This window comes from Phycicoccus sp. 3266 (assembly GCF_031456495.1).
Lineage (GTDB): Bacteria > Actinomycetota > Actinomycetes > Actinomycetales > Dermatophilaceae > Pedococcus.
The window spans coordinates 1,050,668-1,066,013 of record NZ_JAVDUW010000001.1 but is presented as its reverse complement, the minus strand read 5'-3'; the positions used below and the strand labels follow the sequence as shown (position 1 = coordinate 1,066,013).

Below are 15,346 nucleotides of genomic sequence, written 5' to 3'. Positions count from 1 at the left end.
CGTATGCAACGGCCCCGGGCTCGCCCTGACAGGATGGCCGGGTGAGCCCCGACCCCGGCGTCCTCGTCCTCGCCGCCACCCCGATCGGCGACCCCCGGGACGCCGCACCGCGGCTGGCCCAGGAGCTGACGGGCGCCGACGTCGTCGCCGCGGAGGACACCCGCCGGCTGCGGCGGCTGTGCGCCGAGCTGGGCGTGTCGCCCGCCGGGACGGTGCTGAGCTACCACGAGCACAACGAGGCGTCCCGGACGCCGGAGCTGGTCGAGCGGCTCGTGGCCGGCGAGCGGGTGGTCGTCGTGACCGACGCCGGTATGCCGTCCGTGTCCGACCCCGGGTACCGGCTCGTGGGCGCCGCGGTGGCCGCCGGGGTACGGGTCACCTGCGTGCCGGGGCCTAGCGCGGTGCTCATGGCGCTCGCGGTGTCCGGGCTGCCGGTCGACCGGTTCTGCTTCGAGGGGTTCCTGCCGCGCAAGGCGGGGGAGCGCGGCCGCGCGCTCGCGGGCCTCGTCGACGAGCGGCGCACGATGGTGTTCTTCGAGGCGCCGCACCGGATCGACGCGACGCTGGCGGCGATGGCCGAGGCGTTCGGTGCCGACCGGCCGGCCGCGGTCTGCCGCGAGCTGACCAAGACCTACGAGGAGGTCCGCCGCGGTGGCCTCGCCGAGCTCGCCGAGTGGGCGGCCGACGGCGTCCGCGGCGAGATCACCGTCGTCGTCGGCGGTGCGACCGCGAAGGCGACGAGCGTCGAGGAGGCGCTGCCCGGCATACGGTCCCGCGTGGAGGCGGGCGAACGGCTCAAGGACGTCTGTGCCGAGGTGGCCGCGGCCACCGGCCTGTCGAAGAAGGCGCTGTACGACGCCGCCGTCAGGTGAGGAAGCCCAGGTGGTCCTTCAGCAGGGCGTAGCCGACGAACGCGACCACGTCGAGCAGGGTGTGCGCGACGACGAGCGGACCGACCCGCCGGGTGCGGGCGTAGACCCAGCCGAACAGCAGCCCCATGACGAGGTTGCCGACGAAGCCGCCGAAGCCCTGGTACAGGTGGTACGACCCGCGCACCACGGCTGACACCAGCATCACCGCCGGTAGCGACCACCCGGCCCGCAACCACCTCGTGTAGAGGTAGCCGATCATGACGACCTCCTCGAGCACCGCGTTCTGCACGGCGGCGAGGACGAGCACGGGGACCGTCCACCAGTGGTCCGACAGGTTCGCGGCCGCCACGGTGGTGTTGAAGCCCAGCGCCTTCGCCGCGGCATACAGGCCGAGACCCGGTATGCCGACGACGGCGGCGAGCGCCGCGCCGCGCCACAGGTCCCGGGCGGGCTGTCGCAGGTCGAAGCCGATGGCGTACCGGGCGTCGTCGCGGTCGCGGGTGAGCAGGTGCAGGGCGAGGACGACGGGCACGAGCGCGACGACGATGCCGACGAGCTGGTAGGCCAGGTCGAGCCACGGCCGGTCCGGGGTCACCGAGGAGTTCATGGCGGTCGTCTGCTGGTTGAGCGCCTTGTGCTGGGTCAGCTTGTCGACGAGCGACAGCAGCGACCACACCGCCGAGGCGCCGAGGCTGACACCCAGGACGAGCACGGTCTCGGTGACGAGCGTCCGCGGCCTCGCGCGGGTCCCTGCAGCGTCCACGGTCACAGCGGGAGGGTAACCCGGGGAAATCCGCTGGACCCGGGCGCGGCCGGCTGTCTACCGTTGCCGCCGTGGACCTCTCCTGAGCAGCCGAGCCCCTGACCCCCGCGCGGGGTCCCTCCTCGACCCCGGGATGTGCATGTCCACCACCCTCACCGTCCACGACCTCGACGTGGCCTTCGGCGCCCGCCCACTCTTCTCCGGCGTCGACCTCGTCGTCGCCGACGGGGACGTCACCGCCGTCGTCGGCCCCAACGGCTCCGGCAAGTCGACCCTGCTGCGCGTGCTCGTCGGCGAGCTGCCGGTCGAGCGCGGCAGCGTCCGCCTCGCGCCCGGCGACGCGACGATCGCCTGGCTGCCGCAGGTGCTGCCCGACGCCACCGAGACGCTCCTGGCGTACGCGCGCCGCCGCACCGGTGTCGCCGACGCGGACCGCGAGCTCCAGGAGGCGGCCGCCGCCATGGCGGCCGGTTCCCCGGGGGCGGACGACCGGTATGCCGCGGCGCTCGAGCGCTGGCTGTCCCTCGGGGCCGCGGACCTCGACGAGCGCCTGCCGGAGGTCGCCGAGCGCGTCGGCCTCGCCGTCGAGCCGGGGCGCGCCCTCGGCAGCCTGTCCGGCGGGCAGGCGGCCCGGGCCTCACTGGTGGCCGTGCTGCTCAGCCGGTACGACGTGCTGCTGCTCGACGAGCCGACCAACAACCTCGACCGGCGAGGTAGCGAGCTGGTGACCGACTTCGTCCTGGGCCACGACGGTCCGGTGCTGGTCGCCAGCCACGACCGCGCCTTCCTCGACGACGTCGCCACCGACGTCCTCGAGCTCGACCTGCACCAGCAGCGGGTCAACCGGTACGCCGGTGGCTGGAGCGACTACGTGCGCCAGCGAGACATCGCCCGACGGCAGGCCTGGCAGGAGTACGAGGAGTACGCGGGCGCCCGCGACGGGCTGCTCGCCCAGGCGCGGCAGCGACAGGGCTGGGCCGACCGGGGTCGCGCCGCGGTCACCCGGGCCACGGTGACGCGCAGCGAGGCGGACAAGTTCATCCGCGAGAAGCACCGCGCCCGGGCCGACCGACAGCTGGCCAAGGCGGCCCGGTCCACCCGGGCGGTCGAGCGGCTCGACGTGGTGGAGCAGCCACGCAAGGAGTGGCAGCTGCGCTACGCGCTCACCGAGGGCCCGCCGTCGTCGGACGTGGTCGCGAGCCTGACCGGCGCGGTGGTCGAGCGCGACGGCTTCCGGCTCGGGCCGGTCGACCTGTCGCTCGGGCGGGGTGACCGGGTCGCCGTCCTCGGTGACAACGGCAGCGGCAAGACCACGCTGCTGTCGGCGCTGTTCGGGGAGTTCCCGCTCACGGCGGGACGGCAGGCGCTCGGCGCGCGCGTACAGCTGGGCGTGCTCGACCAGACCCGGTCGCTGCTCGACAGCGACGCCGGCGTGGTCGACGTGGTGCGGGCCGCCCTCGGTTCCGACCCGCGCACCGGCCGCGAGTGGGAGCCGGGCGAGGTCCGGACGCTGCTCGCGAAGTTCGGGCTGGGGCCGCAGCACGTCGGGCGGCCCTCGCGCAGCCTGTCGATGGGGGAGCGGACGCGGGCCCTGATGGCGGTCTTCCAGGGCCGCGAGGTCAACACCGTGGTGCTCGACGAGCCGACGAACCACCTCGACGTGGTCGCGATCGAGCAGCTGCAGGAGGCGCTGGCGGCGTTCACGGGGACGCTCGTCGTGGTCAGCCACGACGTCGAGCTGGTCGAGTCGCTGGAGCCGACCCACCGGTGGGTGCTCGCCGGCGGGAGGGTGGAGGTCGAGGCGCTCTGACCGGCGATCAGGAGGCGAGGGCCGGTCCGCGGCGGCGCCGTCGCCAGCGGCGGACCCGGAGCCAGAGCCAGACGAGCAGCCAGGCCAGCGCGACCAGCACCACGATGACCAGGACCGGCAGGAAGACCGCGACGAGGCTGATGCCGACCGACGCGCCGTCCTCCACGGTCGAGACGACCGGCGCACCGAAGCCCAGGGTCCCGGCGTTGATCGCCGGCCGGGCCGCCATCTTCCCGGTGTGCACCAGGCCGGAGACGAGGATGCCGAGGATGACGCCCACGAACGGGTGGTCGGCCATCCAGGTGGAGTGGTCCAGGTCGGAGGCGGCCGACGTCGCGGCGAAGACGAGCCCGCCCATGCTGGGCCGGATGAAGGTCTGCACCGCGTCGTTGACCGAGTCGACGGCCGGGACCTTGTCGAGCACCACCTCGGCGAGCAGCAGCACCGCCCCGACCCCGATGGCCCACCACGACTCGATCCAGGCGTACGACTGCGGCAGCGTGATCACGTCGGTGAAGCGGGCGACGAGGGCCACGAGCAGGAACGGGATGTAGGCGTTGAGCCCGGCGGCGGCCGACAGCCCTGCCCCGGTGAGTGCGGCGATCATGCGGAGACCTCCCGTGGGCGCGTCGCGCCCGATGCGGACATGTCTACTCGACGCGGGTCCCGGGCGCTCGGTTCCGGTGGCGGGAGCGCGCTGACACCGGAGAACGCGACCAACGCGACCTTTGCGGAGACATGCCGCGGCAAACGTCAAGAAATCGTCAAACCCGCCACCGGCCGAGGCGCTGCTCGCCATGCTGAGGGCGTCCTGACGGACCACGACCCCTGAGCGGTCCTCTGCGGGCGGCGCGCGCCGGCTCCTGCCCGATCCAGCTCGACCCGTACCACGCAGTTCGGAGGATTCGTCATGCAGTTCAGCAAGCGCGGCGTCGCAGTGGCCGCCGCAGTCGTCGTCGGCATCGGGGCGACGGGAGGCACGGCCTGGGCGGCCGGCCTCATCCCTGGCGCCGACGGCGTCATCAACGCCTGTTACAACACGACCAACGGCAACCTGCGCGTCGTCCCGCAGGGCCAGAAGTGCCGCACGCACGAGAGGGTGCTGGCCTGGAACCAGACCGGCCCGCAGGGGCCGGCCGGGCCGCAGGGCCCCGCAGGCCCCCAGGGACCGGCAGGACCCGCCGGTGCCACGGGTGCGACCGGTCCCCAGGGGCCGGCGGGCAAGGACGCGCCGAAGACGTTCGCCGGTGAGTTCCTCGGTTCGACCGGGGCGATCTGGTCCGGGACCGGCACGTTCACGGTCACCCACAACGGGCCGGGGAACTGGTCGATCACGATCCCGCCGGGAACGTTCCCGTCGGGCGCCGGCGTCGGCAACGGCTGCCCGATCCCGATGGTGCAGGCGCTGGTCCCGGGCGGCCAGATGGTCATCGACCAGAACCTGTGCGGCCCGCTCACGGGTGACGGCAGCGTCCGGCTCGACGTGCACAGCGCGGACGGCAGCGACAACCACTACGTCAGCTTCGTGGTGACCGCGGTCGGCTGACCCGCGACACGACTCGGGGCCGCGTGCACCTCGCACGCGGCCCCGAACCGTCCCCCGAACCGTCCCCGAGCAGGTCCTGCGCCTCAGGCCTCGTCCCGTGCGGTCTTGCGGGCCACGACCTGGCCGAGCACGGCATACCCGACGAGCAGGTGCGCCGCGCCGACCCAGCGGGCCACGCCCGGCCCGAAGATGCCGAGGGTCGGGACCGTGACGACCGCCCAGCTCTCGGCGACCATCGGGTAGAACCGCGACAGGCCCTTCCACCGGCCGGCGACCGCGATGCGGATGCCGATGAGGAACATGCCGAGCATCGACAGCGGCCAGAACATGTCGATCGCGAGCGACACCGGGTTGTCCAGGTTCGTGATGCCGAAGAAGTCCGACAGGGTCGAGACGATCGCGACCGACAGCGCCACCGTCTCGGCGCGCAGCACGAACCGGGCCAGCCGCCCGTCGCCGATCGCCCTCGTGCGCCACAGGACCCGGAGCAGGGACAGCACGCCGAGCTGGAAGAGGAAGGCGCCGGCGTTGTGGCCGTACTGGCCGCCGGGCCCCTCGTTGTCGAAGCCGAACGCGGCGATCATGCCGGCCCACGCGAGGGCGCCGACGGTGAGGACCGTGCCGTGCCGCAGGTAGGGCCGGTGGGCAGGCTGCGGTGTGGTGCCGGCCTGGCCGGGGTGGACGTCGGACCGGGCCGGGGCCGGGGTCTGGGTGAGTGCCATGACGATTTCCTTCGGTGGTGGTTGGCACCCCTGTGGTGCCGTTGCCGGAACTCTCCGGCGCCCGGCGACCCGGGCGGCAGGGCGCGGTGTCCCGACCTGCGTCCCGTTCCGGTGTCCCGTGTGGACGGGACACCGATCCCCTGACACCGGGACACCCCCGCGGGCACACTGGCGCCGTGACCGCCCACGCCGTCAGCCCGCCCGCGCCCGCGCTGCGCCGCAGCGCGCTCGCGGTGCCGGTGCTGCTGGTAGTCGTGCTCGCGGGGGTGGTCGTCGTCACGGGTCTGCTCGACGCCGCTGTCACCGACGCCGACCGCGCGCGGTACGTCTCCGACCGTGGCCTCGGCTCCGGTCTCGTCGGCGCGCTGGTGGGCCTGTGCGGCGCCGTCATCGTCGCGCAGCGGCCGCGGCACCGCGTGGGCATCGGGCTCGCGGCGACCGGGGTCTTCTGGGCGGTCGACGGGCTGTGCTCCGCGTATGCCGTGTGGGGCCTGGGCCGGGACCCCGTGCCGCCCCTCGTGGGGCCGGCGTACTGGTTCGTGTCGGAGGCCGGCTCCCTGCTGCTGGTGGCGCTGCCCGTGCTGCTCGTGCTCTACCCGACCGGGCGGCTGCCAGAGGGGCGCTGGCGGCCGGTGGCCGTCGGGGCGGTCGGCATGTCACTCGTCCTGCCCCTGGTGCTCATGCTGGCCCCCGACCCTGCCGTCTACGAGGACCGGCTGCCCGCCGAGGTCGTCCGCCTGCTGCCGCAGCTGGCGTTACCCGTGTCCGTCGAGGTCGCGCAGGCGGCGCTGCGGGTGGCGCAGGTCGTCACCCTCCTCGCCCTGCCGCTGTCCGCGGCGGTCGTGTTCGCCCGCCACTCCCGCGCGCAGGGCATCGAGCGCACGCAGCTGCGCTGGCTGCTCTGGGCGGCGCTCGTCTGCCTGCTGGCCGGCGGTGTCACGCTGCTGGACGTCGGGGGCCCGGCGGGGCTGGCGGCACTCGTCACGGCGCTCGTCGTCACCAGTGCCTCGGTCGTGATCGGGGTGGTGCGACCCCAGACCGGCGACGTCGACGCCCTCGTCGGCGGGACCCTCGTCTACGGCGGCATCGCGGTCGCGTTCGTCGCGCTCGACCTGCTCGTCCTGGCCGGCGCGAGCGCGCTGCTGGGGGACCGGTTCCAGGAGCGGCAGGTGACGCTGCTCGTCCTCGTGCTGGCCGTCGCGGCATACGGACCGCTCCGGTCCTGGCTCACCGGGCAGGTGCGGCGCCGGCTCCTCGGCCGCCGCGGGGAGCGGTACGAGGTGGTGTCGGCGCTCGCGGAGCGGCTCGAGGAGTCCGGCGGCCTCGAGGAGCAGCTGCCGACGCTGGCCGAGGCGGTGGCCGAGGCGTTCCGCGTGGCGTACGTGCGAGTCGAGGTGCTCGGCCGCGGCGGCGAGGGTCTGGCCGCCACCCACGGGACGAGGCCGACGCAGACCAGGAGCTTCCCGATCTCCTACCGCGGCGAGCGGATCGGCACCCTCGAGCTGCCCGACGGCGGCATCCGCGGGATGCTCTCGCGCCGCGACCAGGCCCTGCTGCTCGACGTGGTGCGCCAGGCGGCGACCGCCGTGCGGGCGAGCCTGCTGGCCCGGGAGCTGCAGGAGTCGCGCGAGCAGCTCGTGCTCGCGCGCGAGGAGGACCGACGGCGCATCCGGCGGGACCTGCACGACGGCCTCGGTCCGGTGCTCGGCGGCGTGGCGATGCGGCTGGACGCCGCGGGCAACGCCGTGGCCACCGACCCGCAGACCGCGCACCGGCTCGTGGTGCAGTCGCGGGCGGAGATCACCGAGGCGCTCGCCGACGTGCGGCGGCTCGTGCACGGCCTCCGGCCGCCCGCCCTCGACGACCTGGGGCTGTTGGCGGCGGTGCAGCAGCAGGCGGAGCGCGCGCGCTCGGGCGGCCTCGACGTCGTCGTCGACGCCGACCCCGCGGCCCTCGGGGACCTGCCCGCGGCCGTGGAGGTCGCGGCATACCGGATCGTCTCGGAGGCGCTGGCCAACGTCGCCCGCCACGCGGGCGCGGACTCGGCCACGGTGCGGCTCGCCACGGGCCCGGCGGACCTGGCGGTCGAGGTCGCCGACGACGGGTGCGGGATCGCCGAGGACGTCGTGGCGGGCGTCGGGCTGCGGTCGCTGCGCGAGCGGGTGGACGAGCTCGGCGGTCGGTACGAGGTGGTGTGCCCGCCCGGCGGAGGCACCACGGTGCGGGCCTGGCTGCCCGTCGGACAGGGGGCGGCATGACCGGGGACGGCGCGGCAGTGAGCGGCGGCGGGGCGGGGACTCGGATCCGGGTGCTCATCGCGGACGACCACCCCGTGTTCCGGGACGGGCTCGCGACCCTGCTCGAGCCCCACCCCGACATCGAGGTCGTGGCCCGGGCCGCCGACGGTGCGCAGGCGGTGGCGCTCGCGGCCGAGCACCGGCCCGACGTCGTCGTTATGGACATCCAGATGCCCGAGGTGAACGGCATCGAGGCGACCCGGCGGGTGCTCGCCGCCGACCCCTCTGTGGGGGTGCTCGTGTTCACGATGGGCGAGGACGACGGGACGCTGCTGTCGGCGATGCGGGCCGGGGCCCGCGGCTACCTCGTCAAGGGGGCGTCGCAGGAGGAGGTGACCCGCGCGATCACCGCGGTCCACGCGGGCGGGGTGGTCTTCGGCGCCTCGCTGGCGTCGCGGATCGGGGAGCTGCTCTCGCCCTCGCCCGCCCGGACGGCCACCGAGTTCCCGATGCTGACCGAGCGGGAGCGCGAGGTGCTCGACCTCATCGCCGCCGGGCGTTCGAACGCGCAGATCGCCGCCGAGCTGTTCCTCGCGCCGAAGACGGTCCGCAACAACGTGTCCGCGATCCTGTCCAAGCTGCAGGCCACCGACCGCGCCGAGGTCATCATCCGCGCCCGCGACGCCGGGATGGGCCAGCGCGACTGAAGGTCCGCCCGCGCGCCCCGGTGCGCCTCCGCGCGCGACTGCGTGCGGCCGCGGGCGAAAGGGTTCCGTCCGGGCTCGTTCGGCGCACTGCCGGTGGCCTCAGCGCGCCAAACGGTTCCTTCCGGGCCTGTCTCGTGGCGCCACGTCGGCGTGTGGGCGCACGCCGGTTCGGCCCGGTCCCTTCGCTGGGTGGCCTCAGCGGATGTCGGACGACCCGACGAAGAAGCGCCTCCACTCGGACCGGAGGCGACGAGGAACCGGCACGCCACGATCGTCCATGGCCGCGACGATGCGGGCGAGGACCTCGCCGGGGTTCCCGTACAGCGCGGACGAGGTGACCAGGACGAACCGCCACCCTTCGGCCTCGAGGTCCTCACGCCGCACGATGTCTCGCTCCCACTGGTCCACGACATCCACGTGCTGGCGCCCCTCGAACTCGAACGCCAGCAGGTGGTCAGGGAAGGACAGGTCCACGCGGTACCTGACGCGGCCGACCTCGTCCGAGATCTCGACGTTCACGACCGGCTCGGTCAGTCCTGCCAGGACGAACAGCAGGCGCAGCCGGCTCTCCATCGGCGAGTCCACCTTCGCCCGAACCAGACCGGCCGCCCGACGTGCGAGCCGCAGCCGGTGTCCGTCGCCGTCGGGAACCGCCGCCACGAGACGAGCAGGGGTGGTGGCTCCCACCCGGACGAGCGAGTCGCCCAATGTCACCAGCTGGACGAGGTCGCAACATTCAGCCATGTCCAGCCACGTCTGCTCGGGTGACGTGGTTCGCAGACCGTGACGAGTCACGGGCGGTGGGAGCGCCTTGACTCGGTGCGGTCGTATGCCGCGCGTCTTCTGCCGGACGTCGGCCCTGACGGTGACGTGCACCTCGCCGGAGTCGGGCGGTGCGCCTCCCCAGAGTCTGGCCGCGGTGTGATGGCTCACGACCGAACCCTTCGGGCACACCATGAGAGCTGCCAGCGCGCGGACGACCAGGGTGACCTGCACGGTCGCAGCGACGTACACCCCCAGTAGAGCTGGGTGTAGGCAGGTCCTCGCAGGTCACGGTCCGTCATGCCCGCCCTCAACGCCTGCTTGCGGGTGAACGGTGCCTTCGGGTCGAGGCGCTTCCTCCGGTTCATGTCAGCTCGGGACACCCACCCAGCGTGGCGGGCCGAACGGAGTCCACCACGACTGTCCACAGGCAGGATGTCTTGGTGGGCCCGCTCGGAACGGTTTGGCGCTGGGCTTAGGGGTCCTGGCCGCCGAACGGGCCCGCTCGGAACCCTTTGGCGCGGGGCTCAGGGGTCGTTGCCGCCGAACGGGCCCGCTCGGAACCGTTTCGCGGGGGAGGGAGGCGGCCCCTGGCCTGACGGTGCCCGGGCGCGGAGGTCGGCAGGGGGCACACCGGTGCGCCGGAACCCCGCTTGGAGCGCCGCATAGGATTCGGACCATGTCCAAGGTCCTCTCCGCCGTCGCCTGGCCGTACGCCAACGGCCCGCGGCACCTCGGCCACGTGGCCGGGTTCGCCGTGCCCTCCGACGTCTTCAGCCGGTACATGCGGATGGCGGGCCACGACGTGCTCATGGTCAGCGGCTCCGACGAGCACGGAACCCCGATCCTGGTCCAGGCCGACAAGGAGGGGATCACCGCGCGCGAGTTCGTCGACCGCAACCACGCGGTCATCGCCGGCGAGCTCACCGACCTCGGCTGCTCCTACGACCTCTACACGCGCACCACGACGGCCAACCACTACGCCGTCGCGCAGGAGCTCTTCACCCAGGTCTGGAAGAACGGCTACATGGTCGAGCAGACCACCCGTGGCGCGATCTCCCCGTCGACCGGCCGCACCCTCCCCGACCGCTACATCGAGGGCACCTGCCCGATCTGTGGCTACGCCGAGGCGCGCGGCGACCAGTGCGACAACTGTGGCAACCAGCTCGAGCCGACCGACCTGATCAACCCGAAGAGCAAGATCAACGGGGAGACGCCGGAGTTCATCGAGACCCAGCACTTCTTCCTGGACCTGCCCGCCCTGGCCGACGCGCTGCGCGAGTGGCTCGAGGGTCGTGAGGCGTCGGGCACCTGGCGCCCCAACGTCATCAAGTTCAGCCTCAACATCCTCGACGACATCCGCCCGCGGGCGATGACGCGCGACCTCGACTGGGGCATCCCCGTGCCGCTGGACGGATGGCGCGACAACCCGAGCAAGCGCCTCTACGTCTGGTTCGACGCCGTCATCGGCTACCTCTCGGCGTCGGTGGAGTGGGCGCGCCGCCTCGGCGAGCCCGAGCGCTGGCGCGAGTGGTGGAACGCCGACGGCGCGCAGGGTGAGCAGCTGTCCTACTACTTCATGGGCAAGGACAACATCACCTTCCACTCCCAGATCTGGCCGGCCGAGCTGCTCGGGTATGCCGGGAAGGGAGACAAGGGCGGGGAGCCGGGCGTCTTCGGCGAGCTCAACCTGCCGACGGAGGTCGTCTCCAGCGAGTACCTCACGATGGAGGGCAAGCAGTTCTCCACGTCGCGCAACTACGTGATCTACATCCGCGACGTCCTCGAGCGGTACGGCCCCGACGCCATCCGCTACTACATCTGCGCGGCCGGTCCCGAGAACCAGGACGCCAACTTCACCTGGGCCGAGTTCGTCCAGCGCAACAACTCCGAGCTCGTCGCCGGCTGGGGCAACCTCGTCAACCGGACGGCGTCGATGGTGGCCAAGAACTTCGGCGAGGTCCCGCAGCCGGGCGCGCTCGAGCCAGTGGACGAGTCCGTCCGGGCCCGTGTGCTCGCGGCGTTCGACACCGTCGGCGACCTGCTGGCGCGCCAGCGGATCAAGGCCGCCGTGGCCGAGGCGATGCGGGTCGTGGGCGACGTCAACAAGTACGTGACCGACACCGAGCCGTTCAAGCTCAAGGGCGAGGACCAGCGCGAGCGGCTCGCGACGGTGCTGCACACCCTCGTCCAGTGCGTGAGCGACCTCAACACGATCCTCGCCCCGTTCCTGCCGCACTCCTCCAACGCGGTGCACCGGGTGCTCGGCGGCGAGGGCGAGTTCATGCCGATGCCGCGGCTGGAGCAGGTGTCCGGTCTCGACCCCGAGGACGCGGACCGCACCTACCCGGTCATCACGGGGGAGTACACCGCCACGCCGCGCTGGGAGTCCCGCCCCGTTGTCGTGGGGGCTCCGGTCGCCAAGCCGACGCCGGTCTTCACCAAGCTCGACGACTCGGTGGTCGAGGAGGAGCTGCGCCGCCTGGCGGGCGACGAGCCGCCGGCGAGCAGTGACGACCCCGACGCGAGCGGCGACGCCACTGGCGGCGCCTCCTCCCCGACGGCCTGAGCGGCCGCGCGGATGGCACCCCAGGACGCTCCCGGACGCAGCGGCCACGGACGGGTGCCGACCACGCCCGACCCGCTCCCGATCGCGGTCGTCGACAACCACACCCACCTCGACATCGCCCGTGACGGCGAGGACGCGCCCGACGTGGCGGCGGCGGTCGCGGCCGCCACGGCGGTCGGTGTCGACCGGCTCGTCCAGATCGGCTGCGACCTGCCCGGCGCGCGGTTCACGGTCGACGTCGTAGACCGGCACCCCCAGGTGCTCGGCGGCGTGGCCCTCCACCCCAACGAGGCACCACGGCTGGCCGCGGCCGGGGCGCTCGACGCGGCATACCGGGAGATCGAGGAGCTGGCCGCGCACCCACGCATCCGGGTCGTCGGGGAGACGGGGCTCGACTACTTCCGCACCGGGCCGGAAGGCGTTGGGGTGCAACAGGACTCGTTCCGGTGGCACATCGACCTCGCCAAGCGGCTGGGCAAGGCGCTGCAGATCCACGACCGCGACGCCCACGACGACGTGCTGCGGATCCTGGAGGAGGAGGGCGCGCCCGAGCACACGGTCATGCACTGCTTCTCCGGCGACATGGCCGTGGCCCGTGCCTGCGTGGAGCGCGGCTACCACCTGTCCTTCGCCGGGACGGTGACGTTCAAGAACGCCAAGGGCCTGCGCGACGCGCTCTCGATCGTGCCGCTCGACCGCCTCCTGGTCGAGACCGACGCCCCGTACCTGACGCCGTCGCCGTGGCGCGGGGCGACCAACGCGCCGTACCTCGTCCCCCTCACCGTGCGCGCCATGGCCGGCGTCCTCGGGGTGGCCGTGCCCATCCTCTGCGAGGCGCTGAGCGCCAACTCCGAGGCGGTCTACGGGCCCTGGTGAGGCCGGCTCGCGGGTCGTCCGTGGGCGCTCCGGGACGGTGCAGCACACCGGCGAATTGCATGGCTGGAACTTGGCCGAACCCTGAACATGTCGTTATCGAAATTTGACCTTTGGCTCCGAGGGGGTCATGGTTGACGACTGTTGGCCGGGGTCGGACCACCGGACGACGCGAGCAGGGATGCCTGTCAGCCGCGAAGAAACGGCGTCACGACGAGCATCCCTCGACCCCTGTTCGAGGCCCTGACGGGCACCGGCTGGGGGCGCGACGTCGCGGACCGATGCCCGGGGAGCACGAACTCTGGAGCACTGTGATCACCCGTCCCGTTCGGCGAATCGTCCAAGCCGCGGTCGTGACGACCCTCGTCGCTGGAGCCGTTGGCGTCTCGCACCTCGACAAGTCCGTGACCCTCTCGGTCGACGGCCAGACCTCCACCGTCCACGCCTTCGGCAGCACGGTGGGTGATGTCCTGAAGAAGGAGGACATCACGATCGGCGACCACGACGTCGTCGCCCCCTCCCCGAACAGCCCCCTGTCCGACGGCGAGAAGGTCGTCGTCCGGTACGGCCGCAAGCTGACCGTCACCGTGGACGGGGCCACCCGCGAGTACTGGACCACCGCCACCACCGTCGCCGCGGCCCTCCAGGAGCTCGGCATCCGCGCCGACTCGGCCAAGCTGTCCGCCTCGCGCTCGATGCCCCTCGGCCGCCAGGGCCTGACCCTCTCGGTCACCACGCCCAAGGACGTCTCCGTCCGGGCCGACGGCAAGAACCGCACCGAGACCACCACCGCCGCCACGGTCGCCGACGTGCTCTCCGAGCTCGGCATCCGCAAGGGCGGCGAGGACCGGGTCAAGCCCGCCCTCACCACGCCCGTCACCAAGGGCATGAAGATCCAGGTGCAGCGCGTCAGCTCGACCGAGGTCAAGGACACCCAGGCGATCGCCGCCCCGGTCACCCGCAAGAGCGACTCGAGCCTCTACAAGGGCCAGACCAAGACCCTGAAGGCCGGCGCCGACGGCGCCAAGCTGGTGACCTACAAGGTCACCAAGGTCGACGGCAAGGTCGAGAGCAAGAAGGTCGTCAGCAGCACGGTGACCCAGCAGCCCGTCACCCGCGTCATCGCGGTCGGCACGAAGGCCCGGCCCACCGTGTCCGCCCCGTCCGCGGGCAACACGTCCGGCGCCGGCCTCAACCTGGCCAACGCCGCCATGTGGGACCGGATCGCCCAGTGCGAGTCCGGTGGCAACTGGCACATCAACACCGGCAACGGCTACTACGGCGGGCTGCAGTTCGACTCCGGCTCGTGGCTGGCCAACGGTGGTGGCGACTTCGCGCCGCGCGCCGACCTGGCCTCCCGCGAGGAGCAGATCACCGTGGCGAACCGGTACTACGCCAAGGCCGGCCTGAGCCCCTGGGGCTGCGCCGGCGCCGCCTGACCGGCTCCACGACCGCGCAACGCCCGGCGGCGACCAGCCGCACCGGCACAGCGCGACCCGCACCATCGACAGCACCCCGGACCCCACGGTCCGGGGTGCTGTCGCACCTGCACCCCGGGCGGGCCCTAGGCTCGGTGGCATGAGCGACCCGGAGACCAGCGGCTACCTCGGCGCCGCCCAGATCCGGGAGATCGCGGCCTCCCTCGGGGTGCGGCCCACCAAGCAGTGGGGCCAGAACTTCGTCGTCGACGCCAACACCGTCAAGCGCATCGTCCGCCTCGCCGGCATCGGCCCGCAGGACGCCGTCGTCGAGGTGGGGCCCGGTCTGGGCTCCCTGACCCTGGCGCTGCTCCCCGAGGCCGGCCACGTCACCGCGGTGGAGGTCGACCCCACCCTCGCGGCCGCCCTGCCCGACACCGTGGCCCGGCTCGCCCCGGGGCTGGCCGACCGGCTGACCCTCGTCGCGGCCGACGCGATGCAGGTGCGCGAGCTGCCCGACCCGCAGCCGACCGCCCTCGTCGCGAACCTGCCCTACAACGTCTCCGTCCCGGTCGTGCTGTCCTTCCTCGAGGCGTTCCCGACCATCCGCTGCGTGCTCGTGATGGTGCAGCTCGAGGTCGCCGAGCGGCTCGCCGCCTCCCCGGGGTCCAAGGCCTACGGGGTGCCGAGCGTCAAGGCGGCCTGGTACGCCTCGGTGCGGCTGGCGGGGACCGTGCCCCGCAGCGTGTTCTGGCCCGTCCCCAACGTGGACTCCGGGTTGGTGGCACTGGACCGCAGGGCCGAGCCGCAGGTCCCCGGGGCCACCCGGCGGGACACGTTCACCTGCATCGACGCCGCCTTCGCCCAGCGCCGCAAGACGCTGCGGGCGGCGCTGGCGGGCTGGGCCGGGTCGGCCCCCCGCGCCGAGGAGTGCCTCGTCGCCGCCGGGATCGACCCGCGGACCCGGGGTGAGCAGCTCGGGGTGGAGCAGTTCGCCGCCATCGCCGCGGCGCGGGCCGCCCTGCCCCCGAGCGGGCCACCGCAGGCCCCGGAGCCCCCCGCCTGAC

General features: G+C 73.3%; 13 protein-coding genes. 9 read left to right on the top strand and 4 right to left on the bottom strand.

The features are described from left to right. Positions 1-41: 41 nt before the first annotated feature. Positions 42-872, top strand: coding sequence for a 16S rRNA (cytidine(1402)-2'-O)-methyltransferase (rsmI, locus tag J2X64_RS05045; protein WP_310150526.1), 831 nt, complete (start codon positions 42-44; stop codon positions 870-872). Here rsmI and J2X64_RS05040 read toward each other — a convergent pair. Beyond that, a complete protein-coding gene (locus J2X64_RS05040) occupies positions 865-1,641 on the bottom strand; it encodes a CPBP family intramembrane glutamic endopeptidase (protein ID WP_310150523.1) in 777 nt (258 codons plus the stop codon). The genes rsmI and J2X64_RS05040 overlap by 8 nt on opposite strands. A 133-nt stretch (positions 1,642-1,774) precedes the next feature. On the opposite strand from J2X64_RS05040, the gene J2X64_RS05035 reads away from it, so the two are divergent. Further along, positions 1,775-3,445, top strand: a complete 1,671-nt coding sequence (locus tag J2X64_RS05035; RefSeq protein ID WP_310150520.1) for an ABC-F family ATP-binding cassette domain-containing protein — start codon at positions 1,775-1,777, stop codon at positions 3,443-3,445. Between the two features lie 7 nt (positions 3,446-3,452). On the opposite strand, the gene J2X64_RS05030 is transcribed toward J2X64_RS05035, so the two are convergent. Next, entirely contained in the window at positions 3,453-4,052 is a 600-nt protein-coding gene (locus J2X64_RS05030) for a DUF4126 domain-containing protein (protein WP_310150518.1), read from the bottom strand. Positions 4,053-4,355: 303 nt separating this feature from the next. On the opposite strand from J2X64_RS05030, the gene J2X64_RS05025 reads away from it, so the two are divergent. Further along, complete coding sequence (locus tag J2X64_RS05025) at positions 4,356-4,991, top strand: hypothetical protein (RefSeq protein WP_310150513.1); 636 nt, start codon at positions 4,356-4,358, stop codon at positions 4,989-4,991. Between the two features lie 83 nt (positions 4,992-5,074). Here J2X64_RS05025 and J2X64_RS05020 read toward each other — a convergent pair whose 3' ends face one another. Continuing rightward, the gene (locus tag J2X64_RS05020; RefSeq protein WP_310150510.1) at positions 5,075-5,713 is read right to left on the bottom strand and encodes a hypothetical protein; all 639 of its coding nucleotides are present in this window, start codon (positions 5,711-5,713) and stop codon (positions 5,075-5,077) included. Between the two features lie 176 nt (positions 5,714-5,889). On the opposite strand from J2X64_RS05020, the gene J2X64_RS05015 reads away from it, so the two are divergent. Together J2X64_RS05015 and J2X64_RS05010 are read left to right on the top strand one after the other, a co-directional pair. Continuing rightward, on the top strand, positions 5,890-7,971 hold the full coding sequence (locus tag J2X64_RS05015) for a GAF domain-containing sensor histidine kinase (protein ID WP_310150507.1): 2,082 nt from the start codon (positions 5,890-5,892) through the stop codon (positions 7,969-7,971). Beyond that, positions 7,968-8,657, top strand: coding sequence for a response regulator transcription factor (locus J2X64_RS05010; protein ID WP_310150505.1), 690 nt, complete (start codon positions 7,968-7,970; stop codon positions 8,655-8,657). Before J2X64_RS05015 ends, J2X64_RS05010 begins: the two co-directional genes overlap by 4 nt. A gap of 195 nt (positions 8,658-8,852) precedes the next feature. Here J2X64_RS05010 and J2X64_RS05005 read toward each other — a convergent pair whose 3' ends face one another. Next, positions 8,853-9,401 carry a hypothetical protein gene (locus J2X64_RS05005; RefSeq protein ID WP_310150501.1) on the bottom strand — a complete coding sequence of 183 codons (549 nt, stop codon included), beginning with the start codon at positions 9,399-9,401 and terminating at the stop codon, positions 8,853-8,855. Positions 9,402-10,098: 697 nt separating this feature from the next. On the opposite strand from J2X64_RS05005, the gene metG reads away from it, so the two are divergent. From metG to rsmA, 4 genes are all read left to right on the top strand, one after another. Next, positions 10,099-11,988 (top strand): methionine--tRNA ligase, encoded by a 1,890-nt coding sequence (gene metG, locus J2X64_RS05000; protein WP_310150498.1) that lies wholly within the window; start codon positions 10,099-10,101, stop codon positions 11,986-11,988. Positions 11,989-12,000: 12 nt separating this feature from the next. Beyond that, positions 12,001-12,864 (top strand): TatD family hydrolase, encoded by an 864-nt coding sequence (locus tag J2X64_RS04995; RefSeq protein WP_310150495.1) that lies wholly within the window; start codon positions 12,001-12,003, stop codon positions 12,862-12,864. Positions 12,865-13,214: 350 nt separating this feature from the next. Then, a complete protein-coding gene (locus J2X64_RS04990) occupies positions 13,215-14,300 on the top strand; it encodes a ubiquitin-like domain-containing protein (RefSeq protein WP_310150494.1) in 1,086 nt (361 codons plus the stop codon). 139 nt (positions 14,301-14,439) lie between these two features. Further along, the gene (gene rsmA, locus J2X64_RS04985) at positions 14,440-15,345 is read left to right on the top strand and encodes a 16S rRNA (adenine(1518)-N(6)/adenine(1519)-N(6))-dimethyltransferase RsmA (protein ID WP_310150491.1); all 906 of its coding nucleotides are present in this window, start codon (positions 14,440-14,442) and stop codon (positions 15,343-15,345) included. Position 15,346: the final 1 nt, after the last annotated feature.

Coding starts and splice junctions, on each gene's coding strand:
- metG (WP_310150498.1), top strand. CDS start 10,099: ATGTCCAAGGTCCTCTCCGCCGTCGCCTGGCCGTACGCCAACGGCCCG.
- J2X64_RS05005 (WP_310150501.1), bottom strand. CDS start 9,401: ATGGCTGAATGTTGCGACCTCGTCCAGCTGGTGACATTGGGCGACTCG.
- J2X64_RS05025 (WP_310150513.1), top strand. CDS start 4,356: ATGCAGTTCAGCAAGCGCGGCGTCGCAGTGGCCGCCGCAGTCGTCGTC.
- J2X64_RS05030 (WP_310150518.1), bottom strand. CDS start 4,052: ATGATCGCCGCACTCACCGGGGCAGGGCTGTCGGCCGCCGCCGGGCTC.
- J2X64_RS04995 (WP_310150495.1), top strand. CDS start 12,001: ATGGCACCCCAGGACGCTCCCGGACGCAGCGGCCACGGACGGGTGCCG.
- J2X64_RS05020 (WP_310150510.1), bottom strand. CDS start 5,713: ATGGCACTCACCCAGACCCCGGCCCCGGCCCGGTCCGACGTCCACCCC.
- rsmA (WP_310150491.1), top strand. CDS start 14,440: ATGAGCGACCCGGAGACCAGCGGCTACCTCGGCGCCGCCCAGATCCGG.
- J2X64_RS05035 (WP_310150520.1), top strand. CDS start 1,775: ATGTCCACCACCCTCACCGTCCACGACCTCGACGTGGCCTTCGGCGCC.
- J2X64_RS05010 (WP_310150505.1), top strand. CDS start 7,968: ATGACCGGGGACGGCGCGGCAGTGAGCGGCGGCGGGGCGGGGACTCGG.